Origin of the sequence: uncultured Aliiroseovarius sp. (assembly GCF_947497285.1) — a bacterium.
GTDB lineage: Bacteria > Pseudomonadota > Alphaproteobacteria > Rhodobacterales > Rhodobacteraceae > Aliiroseovarius.
Map to the genome: position 1 here is coordinate 113,099 of NZ_CANMFT010000007.1, position 22,652 is coordinate 135,750.

Here is a 22,652-nt window from a genome sequence, read left to right on the forward strand (position 1 = left end):
AGGGAAGATCAAATGACGGCACATACGCTAGACTTTTTTGGTTCTGGATCTCAATCGGTCCAATACGCCCGTTCCTATGGGTCCGTTGACCAGTTTGCCCATCAATTGACCACCGGGTTCTCGCGGTATGTCGGAGAGCCGGTCGATGCGTCGTTCAAGCTGCGGCCTGGTCGCGTTCTGACTTACAACCACGATAAATTGTCCAAGGCTGGGAAATGGTTCGCGCACAAGTCCTTGCAGGCGTGGTCTGCGGCGACGGGTATCAAGTTCAAGAAAGTGCCGTTTGCAAAGGCTGACATCAAGTACGTCCAAGGTGATCAGGATGGCGCCTACACCGTGACGAACTATAATTCGAAGGGCGATATCACCAAGGCGAAGGTGAATATTCCGAAGTGGTGGCACAAAGGCGAGGCCTACAAACTTGCCAGCTATAGCTATCAGACCTTCTTGCATGAAACCGGTCACGCGCTGGGGCTTGGCCACGCGGGAAATTACAACGGCAATGCCCGATTTCCTAAAGACGCGAAGTTTGCCAACGACAGCTGGCAAATGAGCGTCATGTCGTATTTCTCGCAGACCGAGAACACCAAGGTCAGCGGGTCGAAAGCGTTCATCCTGACCCCGATGCCCGCGGACCTGGAGGCGATTCACGATCTGTATGGTCGGCCGTCCGGATCGAAAAAAGTGAACACCGGTTCGACAACCTACGGGTTTGGCTCAAAGGCGAAGGGGCCGGTGAAGCATCTGACCAAACAGAAATCAGTTGGCGCTTTCACCATCTTTGACCAAGGCGGCACGGACGCGATCAACATGTCCAAAACCAGCAAATCCCAGCGGATTGACCTGAATCCGGGTAGCTTTTCGAATGTCCTTGGGAAATCCAAAAACCTGCAGATCGAAAAGGGAACCTGGATTGAAAACGCCATTGGTGGGCAGGGAGCGGACGTGCTGATTGGCAACAAGCTGGTCAACAAGCTGATCGGGTATTCCGGGGCTGATATTCTTGTCGGCAATGGTGGGAACGATCGCCTGTATGGGAACGATGGCAAAGACAAGCTTATCGGTGGCCTGGGCAATGACTTACTGCGGGGCGGCAAAGGCGCCGATGTGTTGAATGGCGGGTCAGGCTTCGACAGTGTGTCTTATCGCTACGAAGCTACGGGCGTGGATGTCAATCTGACAACTGGTCAGTCTGGACGCGGAGCGTCAGGCGATACCTTCCTCTCCATCGAAGGGGTGGAAGGGTCCGTTCACGCTGATAACCTGATCGGCAACGCAGCCGCCAACTGGGTTTCCGGCCGTTCTGGCGATGATGTTTTGCAAGGTATGGGCGGGGCAGATAGGCTTTATGGCGGTGCCGGGAATGATGTGTTGGCGGGCGGCGCGGGGGATGACCTGTTGCATGGCGGCTCTGGCGCAGACGAGTTTATCTTTGAAAGCGGCAATGATGTCATCGCTGATTTCTCGGACATCGGGGGGGATTCGATCAGCATCGACGCTGATCTGGTTGTCGTGACGGATGCGGCCGATCTGATCGCAAATAGCGCCCAGTCCGATGGAACCGACACCACAATTACCTTCGACAACGGGGATACCCTGATCGTCCGCGGCGTGGCAGACCCAAGCTCCCTTGTCGACGACATCGCTTTTTTCTGAGCTTCAAAGGCTCCCTCAAGCGATGTTGGTGCCTTAAAACCGGCCCATCAGGAAGGCAGTATACAGCACCAGAGTCTGACGCGTGCTTTGTCGCCGGATACCGTGGCGACCAAGGGTAAAGACAGAACTGAACCTGTTGCGGTCGTGACGGTGGATGAACGTTTCCAGCTTTTGCGCATTCTCGCTGGTTAGCAGTTTGGCATTGCGGGTCAGTGCGGCGTTGTTTCCGTCCACCCAGCTTTTGAAATGCCTGTTTCGCAACAAGCTGAGACGCCGTTGCAAGGCACCACGACCCAAGTTGGCCCCCAAGGTATTCGATCCGTGCTGGCGATACAGCAACGCGGGTTCGGGATCGGCGACGATGGTGGCGTCGGCGCCGGCAAGCAGTTGATAAATCCACCAATCGTGAAACGGGATGTCGCTTTGCGGGCCGGCTTCGCGCAACAGGCGCAAGGCGGGTTCGTTCAGCAGCATTGTGTTGCCGGCAAGTATGTTCTGCACAAGCGCATTGGCAAAACCAGGTGGGCGCCGGAACGGGCGCGACTCGCGCCGATGCGTCAGGTCTTCATCCACGAGGATCGTGCGACTGCCATACAGTGCCGGTTCGTCGCTGGGCAGACGCCCTAAGGCCTCAAGCCCGCGCAACAGCCGGTGCGGCAACCAGACATCATCCTGATCGGACAGTGCGACAAATCCGGGTCGTTGGGCCAGCTCTGCGTCGCACAGAAGGGTCAGGAAGTTCATCGCGACACCATCCTGAGCGCCTTGGCGGATGTGCACCTCGTGTTGTGGGTGCGTGTCACGGAACGCCTGAACGATCGCCAGAGTGTCATCGGACGAGCCGTCGTCGCGGACCCAAAGAGACCAGTTTCGGTGGTCCTGACGTGCAAAGCTTTCCAACTGATCTGCGATGAAGTCTGCACCGTTATAGGTGCACATCAAAATGTGAACGTGATCAGAGAAGCTCATGTCAGTTGTACATGATGTCTTGATTGTAGCGCGTCAGCAAAATCAGCCCGGCTGACAGAGTCGCAAGAATGATCGCGAAGATATAAATGTAGGAAATATACGTCGGTTCGTAAGTCGCATAGACCCCCATGCGCATCTGGCCGATGACGTGAACAATCGGGTTGTACCAAAGAATATCCTGCGCGACCTTTGGAAGGTCTTCGAAGTTGAACAAGACACCCGAAATCAAAAACAGCGGCCGCATGAGAATGCCCCAAATCTGCTGCCAGAAGGTGAATTTCCAGAACAGAAAACAGTTCAAGGTGCCAAAGCCAAGTGCAAGGCCTAACGCCATCGTATAGGCCAGCGCCATTTCGGGAATGTTCAGAAACACAAAAGAGGGGTTCAGGATTACCATGCCGCCGATCAGAACAGCACCGATCATTGCTCCGGTCAGTCCGTTCAACAGCGCGCGCGCGATGATCGCATCGATATAGGTTACCCGCGGATACCCCAAAAGCGGCTTGGAATACCGGATCGCGACGGCGGTCTTCGAGCTAACCTCGCGAAACAGCGACAGGGGCAGCAAACCGGTCGAGTAATACAGGGGAAAGCTGTCGCCCAGCGATGGCGAACGCAGCGCCAAGGCGAAAACTATTGATAGAAAGGCAATCCCGCCAACCGGCTCGGCCAATGCCCAGAGATACCCAAGCGAGGACTTGCCGTATGTTGACGACATCTCGCGCAACATCAGGGCCACAATCGTGCGCCCTGACTTAAAAGAAGTGGTATCGGCTGTTAGTGGCTGGGACATTGTGTAAAATCGAGTTGAATCATGGGGGCGGGTGTCCGATAACAACCCGCATAGATTATAGACAAAATCACGCTTCTGGCGTGTGTTCCCGGATGACTAACGCAAAAGGCGGCGCAATGAAAGATGCAGGCTCTAATAAGCCCAAAAGCAAGGCATCCCCTTCGACTGCCAAAGCGCTGTCCAAGGACGATATTGACGACCTTGCCGATGATTCATGGGACGAAGGCCCAATAGAACCGAAGAAAAAGAAGAAGACGCCCAAAACAGAGAAGCCTGCGCAGCCAGTGGTTCAGCCGACTCCAAAACCCGCAGGTAAGGCAAAATTCCGCCGCAGGCATGGGATGCTTCTGAAGTCCTTCTACATCGTTGTTCTGCTTCCGATGATTCTTGCTGGTGCCTATCTGTATTTTGTAGCCAAGGATCAGTATGCCTCTCATCTTGGGTTCTTGGTGCGTGCAGAAGAAACGGCATCCCCGGTCGAGATCCTTGGCGGTATCACCAACCTGTCTGGCGCCTCCAGCGGGACAGATACGGATGTTTTGTTTGAGTTCATTCAGAGCCAGCGGATTGTCCGGCTGATCGATGATCGCCTTGATCTTAAGAGCATGTACTACATGCCTTCGGACCCGATTTTCGGCGTGGACCAAGACGCCAAGATCGAAACGCTCCAATCGTTTTGGTCGCGGATTGTCAAAGTGTTTTACGACAGCGGATCCGGGCTGATCGAAGTGCGTGTGACGGCGTTCAGACCCGAAGATGCGAAAGCCGTCGCGGACGCTATCTATGATGAGAGCTCCAAGATGATCAACGATCTCACGGCAATCGCGCGCGCTGATGCGACGCGCTATGCGCGTGAGGAGCTCAGCCTTGCGGTGGAGCGACTGCGCGAAACCCGCACGGCCATTCAGAAGTTCAGGCTGAAAACCCAGATTATTGACCCTCAGGCCGACATCGTTGGCCGGATGGGTCTGTTGAATTCGCTACAATCCCAGCTGGCCAGTGCGCAGATTGATCTGGATTTGCTCATGCAAGGCTCTCGTGCGGATGATCCGCGGTTGTCTCAGGCGCAGCGGCGCGTCGATGTCATCACGGAACGATTGCATGAAGAACGGCAGCGCTTCAGCTCGGAAGAGGGCACGGTAAACGGTGCATATGCCGACCTGATTGGCGAATATGAAAGCCTCTCGGTCGACAAGCAATTCGCCGAAACTGCTTATCTGTCAGCCTTGGCTGCATTGGATGGGGCGACGGCCGAAGCGGCGCGCAAGTCACGCTATCTGGCGGCATATATCGAACCAACATTGGCCGAAACCGCTCAGTATCCCAATCGCCTGACCATTCTGGCGACCATGCTGGCTTTCCTGCTTGGTATCTGGACGGTTGCCGTAATGGTTTACTATTCGGTGCGTGACCGGAAATAGAGCGACCGCATGATCCGTATTCGCAACCTTTGCAAAGCCTACCACCTGCGCGGCCAGACCAAGGTGGTCGCCGACAATATCAATGTCGACTTCGAAGCGGGCAAAGTTATTGGGTTGTTGGGGCGCAATGGTGCGGGCAAATCCAGCCTGATGCGCATGGTCGCAGGCACCATGCGTCACGATAGCGGGACGATCGAAATCGACGGCACGGTGTCTTGGCCGGTCGGGTTTTCGGGCAGCTTCCACGCCGATCTGACGGGCGCACAAAACACAAAGTTTCTGGCGCGGATTTATGGCATCGATACAGATGAGCTTCGCGCCTATGTCGAAGAGTTCGCCGAGCTGGGGCAACATTTCCATATGCCAGTTCGAACCTATTCTTCAGGGATGAAATCCCGGCTTGCGTTCGGGGTTTCGATGGGGATCAAGTTTGACGTCTATTTGGTGGACGAGGTGACTTCGGTCGGCGACGCATCCTTTCGCAAGAAGAGCATGGCAGTGTTTCGCGACCGAATGGAATCCAGCGGGGCGCTTCTTGTGACCCACAACTTGCGCGTCATCACGAATGTCTGCGACGCTGCATGTATTCTGGAAGACGGAAAACTGACCTATTATGAAGACGTTACGGAAGCCGTCGAAGTTCACAGGCAGATTGCGAACTAACAGCGCTATTTGGCAACAAACTGTCTTGTGTCTGAGAGGCTGCAGACCACGAAATATGGTGATGACAGGCTTGTGAAAGGCCTTTTGTCGCCCTATTGTGCGCGAAACTGGCTTGTGAATTTCAAGCTTGCTGCATTTTTGGGGGTCGCGTTTATGCGCTTTGTATTGGTCGCCGTATCGGTGTTTGCCTTGGCTAGCTGTAGTTTGCCACGTGGGGCACCTATTCAGTCGGAAATTATCGGAAAAGAAGCGGAAGAACGGTCAGATCTCGCGGTTTATCGTGTGTCTCGCGAAACGCTGTCCTCGATTTCCAGATGGCCTTCACCCAACAATAGCGCGGCGTATTCATGGCCAGCGCGCGGGGCACCCGCTGCAGACCGCGCAATCCGGGCCTTTGACCGTGTGGATGTGACGGTTTGGGACAGTGAAGAAGACTCGTTGCTGTCGTCGCCGGGCCAAAACACAGTTCAGATGCAAAGCATGCAGGTTTCGGCTGCCGGGACGGTGTTTTTGCCATTTGTTGGCACAGTCCATATTGCGGGCATGCCCCACGCCGCGGCGCGCACGCGTATTCAGCGCAAATACGAAGAGGTCATACCCTCCGCTCAGGTCCAGCTTAATGTTCAGCCAGGCACACGGGGTGCCGTTTCCGTGGTGTCGGGTGTTTCGCGCCCCGGCCCGATCACGATGGAAGATCCCGATTTCACGGTGCTAAATGCCATCGCCACAGCTGGTGGCCCAAGCGCCAGAATTGACAATCCTTTGGTCAAACTTATCCGTGGCAACCGGTCCTACCGTCGGCCGCTAGAGCAAGTGATGGCCAATGCAAGCTATGACGTTGTGCTTCAGCCCGGCGACAAGGTCGCGGTTGAAGAGGACAAACGCTATTTCCGGTCGTTGGGTGCCGCCAGCCGCGAGGCGCTGATCCCGTTCTCGAAGGCCGATATTTCGGCGCTGGATGCAATGTCGATGATCGGCGGGCTGTCGGATATTCGCGCAAATCCGAAAGGTATCTTGATATTGCGGGAATACCCATCGAAAGCCGTTCGGGCCGATAATTCGGGTCCAGACAACACACGCAGTGTTTTCGTGATTGACCTGACCACGGCCGATGGACTGTTCAGTGCAGGGAAGTTCAGCGTTCACAGCCAAGACACCGTGTTGGTGACCGAAAGCTCTGTTGCATCGGTTAGCGTGTTGCTTGACCTGCTTCGCAAGATCGCGGGCACGGCGGTTGATGTGAACAAGCTGTAGAACTTTTTTTGGCGCGGGCAACCCCCGCGCCAGTTGCTTAGCCTGGCTGGCGCCCCAGATGCCTTTCCCCGCGCGCACGTGACAGGGCGATCTGCTTTTGCCGCTCTCGGAACCGGGTACGGCGTGCGTCATCGAATTCTTCAATACACTGGTGGCAACTGACCCCGTCTTCGTATTCCGGGCGGGTCTTGTCTTGCGGAAGGATTGGGCGGCGGCAGGCATGGCACAGTTCGTGCGGGCCCTCTGCCAATCCATGTTCCACGGACACCCTGCCATCGAACACGAAGCATGCGCCATTCCATAGGCTGTCCTCTGCCGGGATATCTTCGAGGTATTGCAAGATGCCACCTTTCAGGTGGAAAACGTCCTCTATCCCTTGGCCAAGCAAGAAGTTGGTCGACTTTTCGCATCGAATGCCGCCCGTGCAGAACATCGCCACGCGCTTGTTGTGAAAGCGGTCTTTGTTGTCTTCCCACCAAGCAGGGAAATCGCGGAAAGTCTTCGTTTCGGGATCAATTGCGCCCTCGAAGGTGCCGATCGACACTTCGTAGTCATTGCGTGTGTCGATCACAACGACATCGTCTTGCGAGATTAAGTCGTTCCAGTCTTCGGGCAGCACGTAGTGCCCGACACGGGCGCGCGGGTCGACATCCGGCAGGCCCATGGTCACGATCTCTTTCTTCAGGCGCACTTTCATCTTGCCAAAGGGCTGATCCTTGGCGGTTGCTTCTTTCCAGGACAGATCATGACATCCCGGCAAGGCGCGGATATGCGCGATGACGGCGTCGATCCCCTTGCGTGGCCCAGCGATGGTTCCGTTGATCCCCTCGCGCGCCAAAAGCAAAGAGCCTGTGACATGCTCGCGCTGGGCAAGCTCCAGCAAAGGTGCCTGCAAGGCTTCGGGGTTGTCGAACCGGGTGAAGTGATAAAGTGCTGCGATTGTATACATACGGGCGGCATACGCCCATGTTTTCAAAGGATCAAGCCCGCCCTGCGCTTGACCCGCCTTCGCGCGGTGCTTACCCATTGAGTTTCAAGGAGGATCGCCCATGCGTGACGCAACCGAAGCCCTGATCGTGATCGATGTCCAAAACGACTTTTGCCCCGGCGGCGCGTTGGCGGTCAACGAGGGCGACAAAATCATTCCGGTGATCAACGCGATGCTAGCTGATTTTCAGGTGAAAGTTCTGACACAGGACTGGCACCCGGCGGGCCATAGCTCCTTTGCGTCTTCCCACAAGGGAAAAGCACCTTTTGACACGACACAAATGCCCTATGGCACGCAGGTTCTGTGGCCGGATCACTGCATTCAGGGCAGCATCGGGGCAGCATTTCATGAACATCTGCATCGTGATCGCGCCGATCTGATCATCCGCAAGGGGTTCCGCGCCCAGATTGACAGCTACTCGGCCTTTTTTGAGAATGACCAGACAACGCCGACCGGGCTGGAAGGGTATTTGCGCACGCGTGGCGTATCGAAGCTGACGCTTGTGGGGCTGGCCACCGATTTCTGCGTGGCGTATTCCGCTATCGACGGGGCCAAACTTGGATTTGACGTGACCGTTCTGGAAACTGCGTGTCGTGCAATTGATCTTGACGGATCACTGGACATTGCCCGCGCAAACATGCGCGCCGCAGGCGTGACGTTGGAGGCATAGATGGTCGATATCGCAAGCCGGGTTTACAACCACCATTGGAAGATCGACCCGATCGTCCGGTCGTTGATCGACACCGATTTCTATAAGCTCCTGATGTGCCAATCAGTGTTTCGCAACAAGCCGGACACCAACGTCACATTCAGCCTGATCAACCGCACGAAGTCTTTGCCCTTGGCCGATCTGATCGACGAAGGCGAGCTGCGCGAGCAGTTGGACCATATCCGGTCGCTGAGCTTGTCGCGTGGTGAAAGCACGTGGCTGCGGGGCAATACCTTCTATGGCAAGCGCCAGATGTTTCGCCCGGATTTCATGGAGTGGTTCGAAGGTGTGCGCTTGCCCGATTACCATCTTGAACGTGTCGGCGATCAGTTCGAGCTTACGTTCGAAGGGTCGTGGCCCGAAGTCATGATGTGGGAAATCCCTGCGCTTTCGGTGCTGATGGAACTGCGTGGCCGGGCCGTGCTGCGCGGCATGGGAAAGTTCGAACTTCAGGTGCTCTATGCCCGTGCGATGACCCGGATCTGGGAAAAGATCGAGCAACTCCGCCAGCTTGAGGATTTGCGTCTGGCCGATTTCGGAACCAGACGTCGCCACAGCTATCTGTGGCAAGACTGGTGCGTTCAGGCGATGATGGAAGGGTTGGGGGATCGCTTCGTCGGCACCTCGAATTGTTCGATCGCAATGAAACGCGACATCGAGGCGATCGGCACAAACGCGCACGAATTGCCCATGGTCTATGCTGCCTTGGCTGATGATGACGCAGCCTTGGCGCAAGCCCCGTATGAGGTGCTAGCGGATTGGCATGAAGAACATGATGGGAATCTGCGGATCATCCTGCCTGACACCTATGGCACGCAGGGCTTTCTGGACCATGCGCCGGATTGGCTGGCCGGGTGGACGGGTATCCGGATCGATAGCGGTGACCCGGCTGAGGGCGCCGAGATCGCCATCAAGTGGTGGAAGGAACGTGGCGAAGACCCGACACAGAAGATGGTGATCTTCTCGGATGGCCTGGATACGGCCAAGATCATCGAACTTCATCAGCAATTTGCAGGGCGTGTGCGGACAAGTTTTGGTTGGGGCACGCTTTTGACCAACGATTTCCGCGGTCTTGTGCCAGACGATGCGCTTGCGCCGTTTTCGCTGGTCTGCAAAGCGGTTGCGGCCAATGGGCGGGCGACGGTCAAGCTGTCGGATAACCCCCGCAAGGCCATGGGGCCAAAGTCTGAAATCGAGCGTTATAAGCGCGTTTTTGGTGTCGGCAAACAGCCTGAAATGGAGGTCATTGTCTAAGCGCAGACAGGCGCGAAAAGACGATGACTACTGATCCAGAAACGCCCGTGCCGCCCGTATGGCTTTCACGGCATACTCGCGCACGACCGGGCTGTCGGCGGGATTGCGCGGCACGGCCCAACCCATCGATGCAAAACGTCGCATCATGACAAACATTGGCAGCAGTGCTTCGGCGTCGTCAGGCAAGGGGCGCAGTTCGCGATACCCTGCGATGGCCGCATCGCGGATTGCGTCGGCCGCGGGTTCCTCTTCGTTCTGGGTCATCATAACGGCAAGGTCATACAGCCGAAAACCGAAGCCCGCGTCGTCAAAATCGATCAACGTCAGGTCGCCCTTGTGAATAAAGATGTTCTCGCGCAGGGCATCGGCGTGGATCAGACCAAAATCGGCGCCGTTTTCGGCAAAAGCGGTCGCCTTGTCATGCGCAACAGCGCGCGCACGCAAAACCAAAGCGCGTTCGTCTGCGGACAAGGCAGGGCTTTCCCAAAATCGACCCCAAAAGGGTTGATCACCCAACAGGCCGGGAATGTCCCATCTGTGTCGTGAAAACTTTGTCGGTAACGACAACTGGTCGGTCAGGTTGTGCAGCGTCGCGATTTCACGACCAACCCTGCGGTAAAGGGCGCAGTGCTGGTTTGCACCGCCGTCAAGCGGCACGCCACCTTCGCCGATCGGCTTGCCTTCGACCCATGTGATCATCGTGGCACATTGACCGTCGCCAAGGCGGACCACGGTGTCCCCGCTTGCCGTCGGAATCGGTGCGGGAACACGCATCCCGGCGCGGGCCAGGGCCGCCATCCAGTCAAGTTCGGACTGGATGGCAGCGGGGCTTTGATATCCGGGGCGGTGCAACCGCAATGCGGCCGAACGGCTATCCACGCGGACCTCGTGCACGATGTTCTCGCGGTCCTTGATCATGCGAATGTCCTGCGCGCGCCAGGCCTTCAATGCGTCTTGCAGCGCACTCATGCTGGAAGCGCCTTCAGTGTCGCGGACAGGGTTTCAACGAGCACATCAGCCTGCGCCTTGTCAAAGCACATGGGTGGACGGATCTTGATACCGTGATAGTGGCGTCCGACGCTGTGAAGCAGAACGCCTCTTTCGCGCATGCCTTCGACGGTTTGTGCACAGAACGCAGCGGCGGCTTGCGTATCGCCATCCTTTGCGAATTCTACCCCAAGGAACATGCCTGCCCCACGAATGTCGGCGATCATCGGGTGATCAAGCTCTTTCAGCAGCCCCAGGGTATAGTCGCCTGTGTCGCGGGCGTTCTCAACGAGCCCTTCGTCTTCCAAAACATCCAATACCGCCATTGCGGCAGCGGCTGAGACAGGGTTGCCACCAAACGTGTTGAAATAGCCGAAACGGGTGCGAAATTCGGCCATGATCTCGGGTCGCGTGACGACCGCAGCGACGGGGTGGCCGTTGCCCATCGGTTTGCCCATCGTGACGATATCCGGGGCAAGTCCGATGCGGTCATGCCCCCAGAAATTCCTGCCGGTTCGGCCAAATCCGGGCTGCACTTCGTCTGCGATGATGACACCACCCGCCCGGCGCACGACTTCGACGGTCGGTTCAAGAAAGCCCTTGGGCAGGTCGGGAAAGCCTTCGTTGGCGAAGAAGGGGCAAAGGATCAGCGTGCCAAAGCCATGGCCCTCGGCTTCCAGCGCGTCGATTGCTTTCTGGATTTCGTCTGCGAAGGCCTGTGGTTGGGCGTCAACGCTGCCCCCCAATGGCGCGAGCGTATCTGGCGAAGGCACCTTCTTGACCCAGTCCACAGCCCCGCCGATGGGTGTTTTCTTGGCGGACAAATGCGAGACCAGATCTGTGTTGCCGTGATAGGTGTTGTCCGTGCAGACAATGCCGGTTTTGCCAGTCACGGCGCGGCCCATGCGCAAGGCGATGTCATTGGCTTCGGACCCGGTGCACACCATAATCAGCGTTTCAAGGTCATGTTGCATCGTGTCTGTCAGACGTTCTGCATAGTCCAAAATCCCCTCATGCAGGTACCGCGTGTGCGTGTTCAGCGTGGCCGCTTGCCGGGTGATCGCCTCGACAACTTTCGGATGCGCGTGACCGACATGGGGCACGTTGTTATAGCAATCAAGAAAGCGGTGCCCATCGGCATCCCAAAGCCATGCGCCATCGCCCCGTACGATGTGCACAGGCTTGTCGTAGAACGTCGTCATGTTGGGACCAAGAAGGCGTGCTCGTCTCTTCAGAAGGGTGGCGATTTCCGGCATGTTGGGGCTCCGATGTGGGTCAGTCTTCGCTGACCGGGCCGCGAAGGGATTTGACCTGACCGCGACGTGTTTTGGTGTCAAGTCGGCGTTTCTTTGACCCAAGCGTGGGTTTGGTCGCGATGCGGCGCTTGGGTGTGACGAGTGCGCGCTGGATCATCTCGACCAACCGGTTCTGTGCGATCTCGCGGTTGCGCGCCTGACTGCGCGTTTCTTCAGCCCGGATCACGATTGCACCATCTTGGGTCCATTTGCGCCCGGCAATCCGTTTCAACCGCGCCTTGACCGGTTGCGACAAATGCGGCGATCGCGCTGCTTCAAAGCGCAGCTCAACAGCAGTTGCAACCTTGTTGACGTTTTGCCCCCCGGGCCCGGAGCTGCGCGTAAAGCTTTCACTCAGTTCCCAGTCTTGCAAGGTGATATCGTCAGTCACACGGATCATGGCGGCACCCTAGCGTTTCGGATCCGAAACGGGAATGCCTGATCTGAAAGAAAGAAAAGAACGAAAAAGGGCCGTCCGCTTTGGGACGACCCTTTCGAGAATTTAGGAGGTGGGGCCGGTTAGGCCGAAGCCAAAAAAGACCCGCGTGTCCTGCCGGGGGCTGCCCCGGAAAGTCGCGACCTAGATTGTCCCGGCACCTCGCTCCGTTGCCTCTCTTGACATGGACACCTCCTTTCTCGTTGTTGCTATATCTAGGAGGTTGCCACAGATTTTGCGTTTGTCAAAACTTTTCACGCAGTATTTTGTGAAAGTTTTCCAACGATGAGGCGAAACGGAATCAATGCCGCAAGCGCGAGACACAGTTTTACAAGCCAATCGGCAACCGCTAAAGACACCCAAAGTGGGACTTCGGGACCGGCACCCAGAAGCGGCAGAACCTCGCCGGCCCAACTGACATCATTGACGGGCTCCAGAAATGTCAGGCTGGTTGAAAAGGCAATCGTGAAGAAGATCGCCGTGTCCAGTGAGCCTCCGAAAAGGGTGCTGACGACAGGTGCGCGCCACCATTTTCCGGCGCGTAACCTGTCGAAAATCGCAACATCAAGGAGTTGCGCGGTCAAGAAGGCCAGCCCAGACCCAATAGCGATGCGCAGGGTCACGAGCGGTCCGAACTCGCCGATGATCCTTGTGCCGATGAAGCTGCAGATCACGCCAACGACGAAGCCGGCAAAAACGACTTTCCGCGCGGCGCCTGTGCCATAGAGGCGGTTTGTGATGTCGGTCACAAGGAACGCGAAGGGATAGGTGAACGCCCCCCAAGTCAGCCATTGGCCAAATAGAAACTGCACAAGGATGTTTGAGGCGACGACAATGGTCGCCATGGCGATCACGCCGGGAAGGATACGGGTCATTAGGTTGGTCCGTTTTAACAAGGTTGCGGAGACTTGGCCCCAAACGTCAGGGACGCGCCGCTGTTAGCGGATCATTGCCCCTTGTTCAAGCTTTCGGTTTTGCGGAAAGATCGGCTTGGCACGACATATTCCACAATCTCGGTCACTTGAAAGAACCTGAAGTTGTCGTCGGACACCATGGTCAGCCGCATGTTCCCGTCCTGGTCTTGCCAGACCGCCAATCCTTCAAGATTGTCGTGTGCCCCGACCGCGCTTCGCAATAGCTCGACCTCGTTTGTCAGACCGTCAGGCCCAAGGTCGAACCTCCGCACGCGGCTGGTGAAGCCAAGGATGCTGCTAAGATGACGCTCTAGCAGATATAGCCGTCCGTCCGGGCCAATGTCGGCCCCAACTGGCAAATAGGGTGGAGACCGTGGGATCGAAAACGGCTTTTCCCAAGCTGTCGCGCCGGCGCGCAGGCGATACACAGGGAACGGGGTCGTTTCGCGCCCACTGCGTTCGGGGATCGTGTAAAGGGTGCCGCTTGCATCTATGGCCAAAGCTTCCAGCGCCGAGTTGTTTTGCAAAGCTTTGAAGTCAGCGTGCTTTGGAAGGCTCTTACCGCTTTCTTGCGGGGCTTCGAAGCTCATCAACCGGTGTTTGGCTTCGAAGCTGACAAACATGCGGCCGTCAGGTGCCAGAGCCAGCCCTTCGCTGTCCGTCCAGAATCGTTTGAACGGTCGGTTCTTCGCGGATCTGAGAGGCAGAGGGCGGCTGGCCTCAATCGCGACGATGGCGCCTTCCTTGCGCGTCAATTTACCTTGCACGAAATAGGCGCGGTCAGTGATGGCGACAAAACCGGTGCCATCAGCGTTGACCTCAATGCCCGAAAAGCCCCCAAAATCTTCACCCTGCCCTTGCCACCTGGTGGCTGACACAAGTTTCGCCTCGGACACGGGTTGCGCGCCAAGGTCAACCGACAGCAGCGCGCCAAGCGCCCCTATCGCGAAGACAGAACGGAACCGCATTGCTTGGGAAGATCCTTTAGTGTCAGGGGGCCACGCGGTTTGGCGGGCTTGGACGGCTTGGGCGGTGCCGGCTTTGGATGCAGAATATCCTGCACCCATTTCTCGGCGTCCTTACACCCGTCGCCCGGTGGCGGCGGCGCTTGGTCAACGCACCCGCGCAGGCCCTTGGGGCATTTCAACCGCACATGGAAATGATAGTGATGACCCCACCATGGCCGGATTTTACGCAGCCATGTGCGATCCCCTTTTTCGCTTTTGCACATCTGCACCTTGGCGCCGGGAAAGACAAAGATACGTGCAACACGCCTGTCCTTTGCCGCGGCTTTCAGGATGGCATGATGGCTGCGCGACCATGCCTTGTTGACATAGGCCCCCTTTGCGCGCCGCATTGAGATCGACGAGATGTTTTCGCGGTCTGCAACGGACAGGTTCAGTCGGCTTGGTGGCAACATCCAGATGTCTGCATCCAACCCGATCTGGTGTGATCTGTGACCGCTCAACATCGGACCACCGCGTGGCTGGCTAAGGTCTCCGATATAGAGCCCATCCCATCCGGGTTGTCGTGCGGCCTTGCGTGACAGATCTTTCAGAAAGTCGATCAGGTCTGGGTGACCCCAGTTGCGATTGCGCGACAGGCGCATAGCTTGCCAGGTCGGTCCGGTTTCCGCCAGCTGTTCGCCACCTGCAAGACACCCTTTGGCGTAGGATCCGAAGGCCGCCGGTTTGTGCGCTGATCCCTCCCGCGCCGCGCCGAACAGCTCTTTTGCGGGACGATCCGCACGTGCCGTCCCGGTCGTTCCCAACAGCGCGATCAGTCCGAGCGCCACAAATGTGATCAGGTATTTTCTGAAGTTCGAGGTCATGTCCATTTTGCCTTTCACCGCTCACCTTGTGGTTTAACCCAAATCAACAGCACAAGTCCCAGTGCAAATAATCCGATAAGCGGGGACACGCCAAGGCGCGCGCTGCCGGTTACTGTCGTGAACCATGCGATCAGAGCCGGTGCCATGAAAGCGGTGGCGCGCCCGGACAACCCGTAAAGACCGAAGCTTTCGGTGGGTGCATCAAGATCCACATGCCGCACCATCATCGAGCGACTGGCGGATTGCAATGTGCCGCCCATGCCGCCAATCAACATGCCGCACCCGAAAAAGAGGATATCGGGCAAATTCGAACCGGCGGTCAAGGGAATTCCAAAAAACGCGTCTCGCGACATGTTCACGATCACCAAACATACGGTCATAAGAACCAATACCGAGCCGATGATCACGGGCTTCGGACCGCGCTTTCCGTCGACCCGCCCACCAAGCCAGCTGAAGGCCGCCGCCGCTATGCCCGAGACGATGCCAAAGACGCCAATCAGAATAATCGGCCAGTTCAACACAAGGCTCGCATAGACCCCGCCGAACCCATAAAGGCCGTTTAGCGCATCGCGGTAGAACATCGAGCTGCCAAGATAGGCAGCGAGGCTTCGCTTGTGCCTTAGGCTGCGGATCGTGCGACCCAAAATCGCGAAGGCGCCTTTCAAACTGTGTTTGCTGCCGGGTTTGGGAACATCTTTCACCCAAAGTGCATAGGGGATCATGAACACGACGAACCACAGGGCGACGAACGGTCCGACGATGCGTGTGCCTTCTCGTGTGTCTGCATCCAAAAGCCCCAGGCCTGGGGGCAGTCCGATCAATGTTTTGCCATTTGCCTGCTCGACAAACAGCACCAACATGATTGCCAAAGCGACCAAGCCGCCCACATAGCCAAAGGCGAAACCAGAGCCCGAGATCTCTCCGACCTCGTTTTGGTCGGCAAGGCTGGGAAGCTGCGAATTAGTGAACACCAATGCAAACTCAGCGCCGATGAACCCAACCCCGAAGGCAACCATCATTGCCCAGATGTTAGAGCCGTCAGGTTGCGTCCACCAAAGCGACCCCGCACCAATGACATAGAGCATGCCAAAGAAAGCGACCCACGGCCGAACGCGGCCCGCTGTGTCGGCCAATGCGCCCATGATCGGTGCGCCGAAACCGACGATTAGCCCAGCGGCTGCCAGCCCCCATGACCAAATGCTTTGGGCTTTGGCGTCTGCTGCAAGCTCTGGCAGGCCTTGCGACATGAAGAATTCAGTGGCGACGGCGGCAAAGAACGGGCCGAAGATGAAGGTTAGAAGCAGCGTGTGATAGGGTTGGCTGGCCCAGTCGAACCAATACCATCCCCAAATGCGTTTGCGCGCTGTTATCTCTGCCATGCCTGCTCCCTGTTTGATGTGATCAAATAGGGAAATCCACGCCTGAGCAAGTGGTGTCATTCATGGGGCGGCCACGGGCGCACGGCATCTGCATCGATCCACGACTGAACCCAAGGTGGCATTTCGGGGCGCGAACCTTCATATCCGAGGGCCTCGATCACGCGATCGGTCGCAACGATCCCATTGCGATCCGTCACTGCGGACCGATAGACGATCTGGTTCGCGCAGTCTTTTCCCAGCCACATGCTTTGTTCGACATAGATGAACCGGTCATCCCAGCCGACAACCCGGCTGCGCATTTCGACGCGCGTGAAGGTGCGGATACGCTTGCGGTATCGAACAGAGGCGCCCGCCATGGTCAAACCCCAGCGGTTCTTGATCAGCATCCGACTAAGCCCTGTGCGCCCGGCCAGCGGGATGCGCCCCAGATCATAAAGCGTCAAGGTCCGCCCGTTGTTCAACTCGCGCCACAGGTCAATGTCCCACGGCCAGCACCGGTGATGGCTGACATGGGTTCCTGTGACAGGCAGCTTGTCGACCCGCGCGTTCTTGATTAGCTCTTTGGTCATGCGGATAAACGGATACATGATGGCTCCTTCAGGTTGTGTCCGACCTGCCGCCAGTCCTTGGAAACGTCAACCGGAACCACGCGTCACCCTTGCCCTGCGCGGCAACCTTGCCTAGATGGAACGGGCAACCCAGAAGGAGCTTTCATGCAGTCCCTGTTTCAAATCCTGATGCTGATCGTGGATATCGCCTGGTTCATTCTGATCGCGCATATCGTGATGTCTTGGCTGATCAATTTTCAGGTTCTGAACCTGCGGCAACACATCGTGGCGCAGATCTGGTATGGCCTTAACCGCTTGCTAGAGCCCGTTTATTCCCGCATCCGGGCCTTCCTGCCGGACATGGGGGGGCTTGACCTGGCGCCGTTGGTCGCTCTGGTTGCGCTTTATGCGATCCGGATTATTCTGATCAACAACGCGCAGGCCTTCTACTAAAGCCCCTTGTTCCTTGCGGTCGCGCATGGGATTGTGCCTCAAAACACCGAGCAGCACATCATGCCCCGCGATCTGGACCTTTTGAAATCCGTTTTCGGTTTCGATGAATTTCGCCCCGGACAGGCCGAAATTGTCGAGGCTGTGACCCGTGGTGAAAATACCTTGGCCATCATGCCCACAGGCGGTGGCAAGTCGCTGTGTTTTCAACTGCCAGCCCTGATCCGCGATGGTGTAACGGTCGTGATCTCGCCTTTGATTGCCCTGATGCGCGATCAGGTACGGGCGCTTCAGGCGGCGGGCGTGACGGCAGGCGCGCTGACCTCTGGCAACACGCAGGACGAAACCGATGCGGTGTTTGATGCCCTGTCGCGTGGTGATTTGAAGCTGCTCTACATGGCGCCCGAGCGGTTGGCGTCCGGCGGCACGCTGAACCTTTTGCGCAATGCTGGCGTCACGATGATCGCCGTGGATGAAGCTCACTGCGTCAGCCAGTGGGGCCACGATTTCCGCCCCGACTATCTGCGGATCGGAGAGCTTCGTCGCACGTTGGATGTGCCCTTGGCCGCCTTCACCGCGACGGCAGACGAAGAAACCCGTGCCGAAATCATCCAAAAACTGTTTGATGAGGCGACGCCACGCACTTTTCTTCATGGATTTGATCGACCCAACATACATCTGGCATTCTCTGCCAAGGACAATCCGCGCAATCAGATCCTGGCTTTCGCCGCTGCACGCAAAGGGCAGTCGGGAATTGTCTACTCCGCGACCCGCGCACGCACAGAAACGCTGGCAAAGGCGCTGCGTGACACTGGTCACGATGCGGTGCACTATCACGGTGGTATGGACCCCGAAGACCGGCGCGAGGTTGAACGGCAGTTTCAGCAAGAAGATGGGCTGATCGTTGTCGCGACCGTGGCCTTTGGCATGGGGGTCGACAAACCAGATATCCGGTGGGTCGCTCATTCCGATCTGCCCAAGTCAATCGAGGCTTATTATCAAGAGATTGGACGGGCAGGACGCGATGGGGCGCCTGCTGAAACCATGACGCTGTTTGGCGCGGATGATATTCGACTACGGCGATCACAAATTGACGAAGGCCTTGCTCCGGCGGAGCGTAGAGGGGCGGACCACGGGCGTTTGAACGCGCTGTTGGGACTGGCCGAAGCGCATGGGTGCCGACGCCAGCAACTGTTGGGCTATTTCGGTGAAACAACGCAGCCCTGCGGGAATTGCGACCTGTGTGCAACGCCACCAGATCTGTTCGATGGAACGGTCGATGTCATGAAGGCTTTGTCAGCAATACTTCGCACCGGTGAAAGCTTTGGGTCGGGGCACTTGATTGATGTTCTGCGTGGCAACCTGACGGACCGCATTCGCGACCGCGGCCATGATGGCCTGCCCACTTTTGGTGTCGGCAAGGACCACGACAAACGCATGTGGCAAGCCATTTTCAGGCAGATGCTGGGTCTTGATCTTGTGCGTCCTGACCCAGAACGTCACGGGGCGCTGAGGATTACGGAAAAGGCGCACCCGGTTTTGCGCGGTGAGGCGCAGGTTGAACTGCGCCGCGACACCCTTAGGGCACATGCGCACCGACCAGCTGCCAAAATGTTGGTGTCCGAAGAAGACGAGCCGCTCTTGTCCGCCCTCAAGGCCAAGCGACGCGCCCTGGCAGAGGCCGCACGCGTGCCGGCCTATGTCGTCTTCAACGACAAGACATTGATCGAGATGGCCGAAAAGCGGCCAGTGGATCTGGACCAAATGGCCGGGATCGGCGGTGTCGGAGCGAAGAAGCTTGAAAGCTATGGGCGGGCGTTTTTGGATGTCATCGCAGGCGCTGTGGCCGACATGCATCCGGCGCGGCGCAAACTTGCCGGTCGCGCCGCAGGCACCCTTTTTGACATGTTGCAAGCCACAGCTGGACAGCTTGCGCGAGGCGAGGATGGCGCAGGAAAATACATGACGCTGACGGCAACGACGCTGCGCCATATTGCCGAACGCAAACCTGCCACGATCGACGAGCTTGCCCGCGTGTCTGGTATGACGGCCTCGAAGTCAGAACGGTTCGGGCCTGCTTTTCTTGAAATTCTGACCGAGGGAAACTGATATGCTGGTTGTTGTATCTCCGGCCAAACGGCTGGATGAAACGGATGCTAAGTCAATGCAAGGAACCCAACCTGTATTTCAGGATCAGGCAAATACCCTTGCTGAAACTGCGCGTGGCTTGAAGAGCAAGGATCTGGAAAAGCTGATGCATATCTCGCCCGCATTGGGCGCGTTGAATGTCGCAAGATTTGCAGAATTCGGCACGGGTGCTGGTGAAAAGCCAGCGATCGAGATGTTCGCGGGCGATACCTATGCAGGCTTGGATGCGGCAAGCCTTGACGATGATGAATTGCGTTACGCGCAGGATCACCTGTGCATCTTGTCGGGGCTCTATGGGGTTCTGCGACCCATGGACCAGATCGCGCCGCACCGGCTTGAGATGGGGACGCGCATCAAGACGTCCCGCGGCAAGAACCTGTATGAGTTCTGGGGCGATCGCATCTCGCGTGAATTTATGGCGCGGGCGAAGTCGACGGGTAGCGACCTGTTGGTGAACTGCGCATCGGTGGAGTATTTCTCGGCGGTTGACCGACGCGCGTTGGACCTGCGGATCATCACGCCACAATTCCTTGAAATGAAGGCTGGCCAGCCGAAAGTGGTCAGTTTCTTCGCCAAGAAAGCGCGTGGTGCGCTTGCGCGGTTTATTGTCCAAAATCGCGTGCGGGACCCCGAGACCCTGAAATCGTTCGATCTGGGTGGTTACAAGTTTCAGCCATCTATGAGCGATGGTGATGACCTGGTTTTCCTGCGCGACGAAACCTAAGCCATAACTTCTGGCAGCGGGCACCGCGCATTATCGGGGCAATGGCCCAAAATCTGGTCGATGATTTCGGCTTTTCTGAGCGGCTTTGTCAGGTGTTCGTCCAGTCCGAACGCTAAGATCTCCTCGGCGTCTCCGGTCATGGCGTGTGCCGTCAGGGCGACAATTCGTGTCGGAGCGAGGCCTTGAACTTCTTCGAGGGCGCGAATGCGTCGGGTGGCTTCTTTTCCATCGACCTCGGGCATCGAGATGTCCATGAAAATAAGGTCGGGTTTGAACTCCAGAAATGCTTCGACCACTTCAAGGCCATTGTTGGCAAACTGCAGGTCTATATCGAGCGCTTTAACCAGCTTCGAGAACACCAGTTGGTTGGTCTTGTTGTCTTCCGCAGCAAGAATGCGCATCTGCCGGTTTGCTGAAGGCTCTTCCGTCTCTACGTCTGAAGTTGTGTCGTCGCTAATCCTGATCTCGTCGCGAGCACTCTCTTTTGGGGGGTCAATCTGGCGGATCATGTCAAAGATCGTGCTTCGGATCAGGGGAAGCTGCAGAACGCGTGTCGCGTGGGCGGCATCTTCACTATTTTGGGCGGAAGCACTGTGTTGGGAGGCCAGAAGAAAAACAGGGGCGTCGGAAACAGCGCTTTGGAGGGCCTCGATCAGCGATGTGCCGGAATGACTTTTTTCGGATGCGCAGGTGTGCTCGTCCACCATGATCAGATGGGCCTCACCGACGCTTGCGGGAAGGCTGTCCGCGCGATCCAGCAATGTGACCTCGAATCCGCAGGCTTGGAGGTGCTTTTCCAGAATGCGCTGATCAAGCCCGTCTTGCATCATCAGAATGGCGCGGCCCGGTGATTGTGGCAGCTTGGGCGGATCGACGTGTTCTTCGACCGGAAGCGTGACGTGAAAACCGAAACAGGAGCCTTCTCCTTGGCGGCTTTCCACCCAGATTTCACCGCCCATGAGCTTCACGAGTTGCTGGGTAATCGCCAAGCCCAGCCCTGTGCCTTCATATCTGCGGTTGCGTTCATCCTCGACTTGATTGAACTCACCGAAAATGTGGTCTTTCATGTCCTCCGCGATCCCGATGCCGCTGTCTTCGACCGTGATGTGAACCTTCTGCTCGTCGCTATTTTCCAGCGGAAGACCGATCGCACGGATCAGAACATGCCCCTCAGAGGTGAACTTGACGGCATTGCCGATCAGATTTGTCAGAATTTGTCGAATGCGAACGACATCGCCTTTAAACAATGTCGGCAGGAACAGATCGAAATCGATCGTGATCTGGATGGCTTTTTCCTGCACGGTAGGCAGAAGCAATGTGACCACATCCAGAATGGTTCTTTCCAGATCAAACGGTTCGGTGTGCAAGGTCAGCTTCGCCGCCTCGATTTTGGAGTAGTCCAGCACATCGTTGATAATGGTCAAAAGTGCTTCGCCAGATTGCCGGATCGTTTCTATGTAGAGGCGCTGTTCATCATTCAACTCACCTTCGGCCATAAGCTCAGCCATCGACACAACACCATTCATCGGCGTTCGAATCTCGTGGCTCATGTTTGCAAGGAATGCTGATTTCGCACGGTTGGCGGCTTCGGCGCGATGACGCGCCTGCTTCAGTTCCGTCTGATAGGTGATGGTTTCGGTGATGTTAAGTCCAAGGCTTACCATGTCCCCATCGCGTGAGCGACGATCGACCAACTTGATATGGGTGCCATCCCAAAGACGTAGCACCAAGGGGTCACGGCTGGGCGCGCGCCACCGATCCAGCATCATATCGCGCCAGGCCAGCGGGCGAAGGTCGCCGATATCGACAATACCTTCTTCGGTGACGATGTTCAGGATCTCGGGATAGTGGATGCCGGGGGCCACACATTTTAGCCCGTCGAAGGGTTCCAGATACGCGCTGTTGGCGGCGATCATCCGATCGCTTTGATCGAAGACAGCAAAACCATCTTCGATGGTTTCTAGCGAATCCCACAAGCGTCGCTTTGCAATCACGACTTCCTTGTTCGCTTTTTCCAGATCGGCGCGAACTTGGGAGTTCTCCCCCTTGATCTCTTCGACGACCTCGCGGGTCTCGATGATCTCGTCAGACAGCGTTAACGCATGTCTGGACAGCATTCGGTTTGCATCCTTCAGCTCGGCCTGTTTTTGGGCCAAAAGCTGTTCAGCGGCCATTCTGGCGCGCCTTTCCTGGGCAAGGATATCTTCAATTTTCATCCCCGGTTCTCCGAGTC

21 protein-coding genes are annotated in these 22,652 nt (G+C 57.0%); 9 read left to right on the plus strand and 12 right to left on the minus strand.

Annotated features, from left to right (window positions below):
- Positions 1-12 precede the first annotated feature (12 nt).
- The gene (locus Q0864_RS13045; protein ID WP_298570638.1) at positions 13-1,656 is read left to right on the plus strand and encodes a M10 family metallopeptidase; all 1,644 of its coding nucleotides are present in this window, start codon (positions 13-15) and stop codon (positions 1,654-1,656) included.
- Positions 1,657-1,689: 33 nt separating this feature from the next.
- On the opposite strand, the gene Q0864_RS13050 is transcribed toward Q0864_RS13045, so the two are convergent.
- Positions 1,690-2,625: a glycosyltransferase family 2 protein gene (locus Q0864_RS13050; RefSeq protein ID WP_298570640.1), complete on the minus strand. Its 936-nt coding sequence runs from the start codon at positions 2,623-2,625 to the stop codon at positions 1,690-1,692.
- 1 nt (position 2,626) lies between these two features.
- Positions 2,627-3,355 carry an ABC transporter permease gene (locus tag Q0864_RS13055; RefSeq protein ID WP_298570855.1) on the minus strand — a complete coding sequence of 243 codons (729 nt, stop codon included), beginning with the start codon at positions 3,353-3,355 and terminating at the stop codon, positions 2,627-2,629.
- A gap of 179 nt (positions 3,356-3,534) precedes the next feature.
- Here Q0864_RS13055 and Q0864_RS13060 point away from each other — a divergent pair, with 179 nt between their 5' ends.
- Genes Q0864_RS13060 through Q0864_RS13070 form a run of 3 tightly spaced genes read left to right on the plus strand, consistent with a single transcriptional unit; the run spans position 3,535 to position 6,756 of the window.
- Positions 3,535-4,839, plus strand: coding sequence for a sugar transporter (locus Q0864_RS13060; protein ID WP_298570642.1), 1,305 nt, complete (start codon positions 3,535-3,537; stop codon positions 4,837-4,839).
- Positions 4,840-4,848: 9 nt separating this feature from the next.
- Positions 4,849-5,502, plus strand: a complete 654-nt coding sequence (locus tag Q0864_RS13065) for an ABC transporter ATP-binding protein (protein ID WP_298570644.1) — start codon at positions 4,849-4,851, stop codon at positions 5,500-5,502.
- Positions 5,503-5,529: 27 nt separating this feature from the next.
- Positions 5,530-6,756, plus strand: coding sequence for a polysaccharide biosynthesis/export family protein (locus Q0864_RS13070; RefSeq protein WP_298570646.1), 1,227 nt, complete (start codon positions 5,530-5,532; stop codon positions 6,754-6,756).
- 37 nt (positions 6,757-6,793) lie between these two features.
- Here the strand turns inward: Q0864_RS13070 and Q0864_RS13075 are convergent, their stop codons facing one another.
- On the minus strand, positions 6,794-7,705 hold the full coding sequence (locus Q0864_RS13075) for a rhodanese-related sulfurtransferase (RefSeq protein WP_298570857.1): 912 nt from the start codon (positions 7,703-7,705) through the stop codon (positions 6,794-6,796).
- Positions 7,706-7,805: 100 nt separating this feature from the next.
- Here Q0864_RS13075 and pncA point away from each other — a divergent pair, with 100 nt between their 5' ends.
- Both pncA and pncB read left to right on the plus strand, forming a co-directional pair.
- Positions 7,806-8,414 (plus strand): bifunctional nicotinamidase/pyrazinamidase, encoded by a 609-nt coding sequence (pncA, locus tag Q0864_RS13080; protein WP_298570647.1) that lies wholly within the window; start codon positions 7,806-7,808, stop codon positions 8,412-8,414.
- Positions 8,415-9,707, plus strand: a complete 1,293-nt coding sequence (gene pncB / locus Q0864_RS13085) for a nicotinate phosphoribosyltransferase (RefSeq protein ID WP_298570648.1) — start codon at positions 8,415-8,417, stop codon at positions 9,705-9,707.
- A 27-nt stretch (positions 9,708-9,734) separates the two neighbouring features.
- On the opposite strand, the gene Q0864_RS13090 is transcribed toward pncB, so the two are convergent.
- The 8 genes from Q0864_RS13090 to Q0864_RS13125 form a co-directional block, all read right to left on the minus strand.
- Entirely contained in the window at positions 9,735-10,676 is a 942-nt protein-coding gene (locus Q0864_RS13090; RefSeq protein ID WP_298570649.1) for a phosphotransferase, read from the minus strand.
- Entirely contained in the window at positions 10,673-11,950 is a 1,278-nt protein-coding gene (locus tag Q0864_RS13095; RefSeq protein WP_298570651.1) for an aminotransferase class III-fold pyridoxal phosphate-dependent enzyme, read from the minus strand. Before Q0864_RS13095 ends, Q0864_RS13090 begins: the two co-directional genes overlap by 4 nt.
- A 19-nt stretch (positions 11,951-11,969) precedes the next feature.
- A complete protein-coding gene (arfB, locus tag Q0864_RS13100) occupies positions 11,970-12,389 on the minus strand; it encodes an alternative ribosome rescue aminoacyl-tRNA hydrolase ArfB (RefSeq protein ID WP_298570653.1) in 420 nt (139 codons plus the stop codon).
- A 290-nt stretch (positions 12,390-12,679) separates the two neighbouring features.
- The gene (locus Q0864_RS13105) at positions 12,680-13,300 is read right to left on the minus strand and encodes a queuosine precursor transporter (protein WP_298570655.1); all 621 of its coding nucleotides are present in this window, start codon (positions 13,298-13,300) and stop codon (positions 12,680-12,682) included.
- A 71-nt stretch (positions 13,301-13,371) separates the two neighbouring features.
- Positions 13,372-14,307 carry an esterase-like activity of phytase family protein gene (locus Q0864_RS13110; RefSeq protein ID WP_298570657.1) on the minus strand — a complete coding sequence of 312 codons (936 nt, stop codon included), beginning with the start codon at positions 14,305-14,307 and terminating at the stop codon, positions 13,372-13,374.
- Entirely contained in the window at positions 14,280-15,170 is an 891-nt protein-coding gene (gene mepA / locus Q0864_RS13115) for a penicillin-insensitive murein endopeptidase (protein WP_298570859.1), read from the minus strand. The genes Q0864_RS13110 and mepA overlap by 28 nt, the downstream gene beginning before the upstream one ends.
- Positions 15,171-15,184: 14 nt before the next feature.
- Positions 15,185-16,549 (minus strand): MFS transporter, encoded by a 1,365-nt coding sequence (locus Q0864_RS13120; protein WP_298570659.1) that lies wholly within the window; start codon positions 16,547-16,549, stop codon positions 15,185-15,187.
- A gap of 56 nt (positions 16,550-16,605) precedes the next feature.
- A complete protein-coding gene (locus Q0864_RS13125; RefSeq protein ID WP_298570661.1) occupies positions 16,606-17,136 on the minus strand; it encodes an acyl-CoA thioesterase in 531 nt (176 codons plus the stop codon).
- Between the two features lie 126 nt (positions 17,137-17,262).
- Between Q0864_RS13125 and Q0864_RS13130 the strand changes: the two genes are divergently transcribed.
- Genes Q0864_RS13130 through yaaA form a run of 3 tightly spaced genes read left to right on the plus strand, consistent with a single transcriptional unit; the run spans position 17,263 to position 20,419 of the window.
- Positions 17,263-17,550: a YggT family protein gene (locus Q0864_RS13130; protein WP_298570663.1), complete on the plus strand. Its 288-nt coding sequence runs from the start codon at positions 17,263-17,265 to the stop codon at positions 17,548-17,550.
- Positions 17,551-17,610: 60 nt separating this feature from the next.
- On the plus strand, positions 17,611-19,656 hold the full coding sequence (recQ, locus tag Q0864_RS13135) for a DNA helicase RecQ (protein WP_298570665.1): 2,046 nt from the start codon (positions 17,611-17,613) through the stop codon (positions 19,654-19,656).
- Position 19,657: 1 nt separating this feature from the next.
- Complete coding sequence (gene yaaA / locus Q0864_RS13140; RefSeq protein ID WP_298570667.1) at positions 19,658-20,419, plus strand: peroxide stress protein YaaA; 762 nt, start codon at positions 19,658-19,660, stop codon at positions 20,417-20,419.
- Here the strand turns inward: yaaA and Q0864_RS13145 are convergent.
- Positions 20,416-22,635, minus strand: a complete 2,220-nt coding sequence (locus Q0864_RS13145; protein ID WP_298570669.1) for an ATP-binding protein — start codon at positions 22,633-22,635, stop codon at positions 20,416-20,418. The two genes, yaaA and Q0864_RS13145, sit on opposite strands and share 4 nt — an antisense overlap.
- Positions 22,636-22,652: the final 17 nt, after the last annotated feature.

Coding starts and splice junctions, on each gene's coding strand:
- Q0864_RS13045 (WP_298570638.1), top strand. CDS start 13: ATGACGGCACATACGCTAGACTTTTTTGGTTCTGGATCTCAATCGGTC.
- Q0864_RS13050 (WP_298570640.1), bottom strand. CDS start 2,625: ATGAGCTTCTCTGATCACGTTCACATTTTGATGTGCACCTATAACGGT.
- Q0864_RS13055 (WP_298570855.1), bottom strand. CDS start 3,355: ATGTTGCGCGAGATGTCGTCAACATACGGCAAGTCCTCGCTTGGGTAT.
- Q0864_RS13060 (WP_298570642.1), top strand. CDS start 3,535: ATGAAAGATGCAGGCTCTAATAAGCCCAAAAGCAAGGCATCCCCTTCG.
- Q0864_RS13065 (WP_298570644.1), top strand. CDS start 4,849: ATGATCCGTATTCGCAACCTTTGCAAAGCCTACCACCTGCGCGGCCAG.
- Q0864_RS13075 (WP_298570857.1), bottom strand. CDS start 7,705: ATGTATACAATCGCAGCACTTTATCACTTCACCCGGTTCGACAACCCC.
- pncA (WP_298570647.1), top strand. CDS start 7,806: ATGCGTGACGCAACCGAAGCCCTGATCGTGATCGATGTCCAAAACGAC.
- pncB (WP_298570648.1), top strand. CDS start 8,415: ATGGTCGATATCGCAAGCCGGGTTTACAACCACCATTGGAAGATCGAC.
- Q0864_RS13090 (WP_298570649.1), bottom strand. CDS start 10,676: ATGAGTGCGCTGCAAGACGCATTGAAGGCCTGGCGCGCGCAGGACATT.
- Q0864_RS13095 (WP_298570651.1), bottom strand. CDS start 11,950: ATGCCGGAAATCGCCACCCTTCTGAAGAGACGAGCACGCCTTCTTGGT.
- arfB (WP_298570653.1), bottom strand. CDS start 12,389: ATGATCCGTGTGACTGACGATATCACCTTGCAAGACTGGGAACTGAGT.
- Q0864_RS13105 (WP_298570655.1), bottom strand. CDS start 13,300: ATGACCCGTATCCTTCCCGGCGTGATCGCCATGGCGACCATTGTCGTC.
- Q0864_RS13110 (WP_298570657.1), bottom strand. CDS start 14,307: ATGCGGTTCCGTTCTGTCTTCGCGATAGGGGCGCTTGGCGCGCTGCTG.
- mepA (WP_298570859.1), bottom strand. CDS start 15,170: ATGACCTCGAACTTCAGAAAATACCTGATCACATTTGTGGCGCTCGGA.
- Q0864_RS13120 (WP_298570659.1), bottom strand. CDS start 16,549: ATGGCAGAGATAACAGCGCGCAAACGCATTTGGGGATGGTATTGGTTC.
- Q0864_RS13125 (WP_298570661.1), bottom strand. CDS start 17,136: ATGTATCCGTTTATCCGCATGACCAAAGAGCTAATCAAGAACGCGCGG.
- Q0864_RS13130 (WP_298570663.1), top strand. CDS start 17,263: ATGCAGTCCCTGTTTCAAATCCTGATGCTGATCGTGGATATCGCCTGG.
- recQ (WP_298570665.1), top strand. CDS start 17,611: ATGCCCCGCGATCTGGACCTTTTGAAATCCGTTTTCGGTTTCGATGAA.
- yaaA (WP_298570667.1), top strand. CDS start 19,658: ATGCTGGTTGTTGTATCTCCGGCCAAACGGCTGGATGAAACGGATGCT.
- Q0864_RS13145 (WP_298570669.1), bottom strand. CDS start 22,635: ATGAAAATTGAAGATATCCTTGCCCAGGAAAGGCGCGCCAGAATGGCC.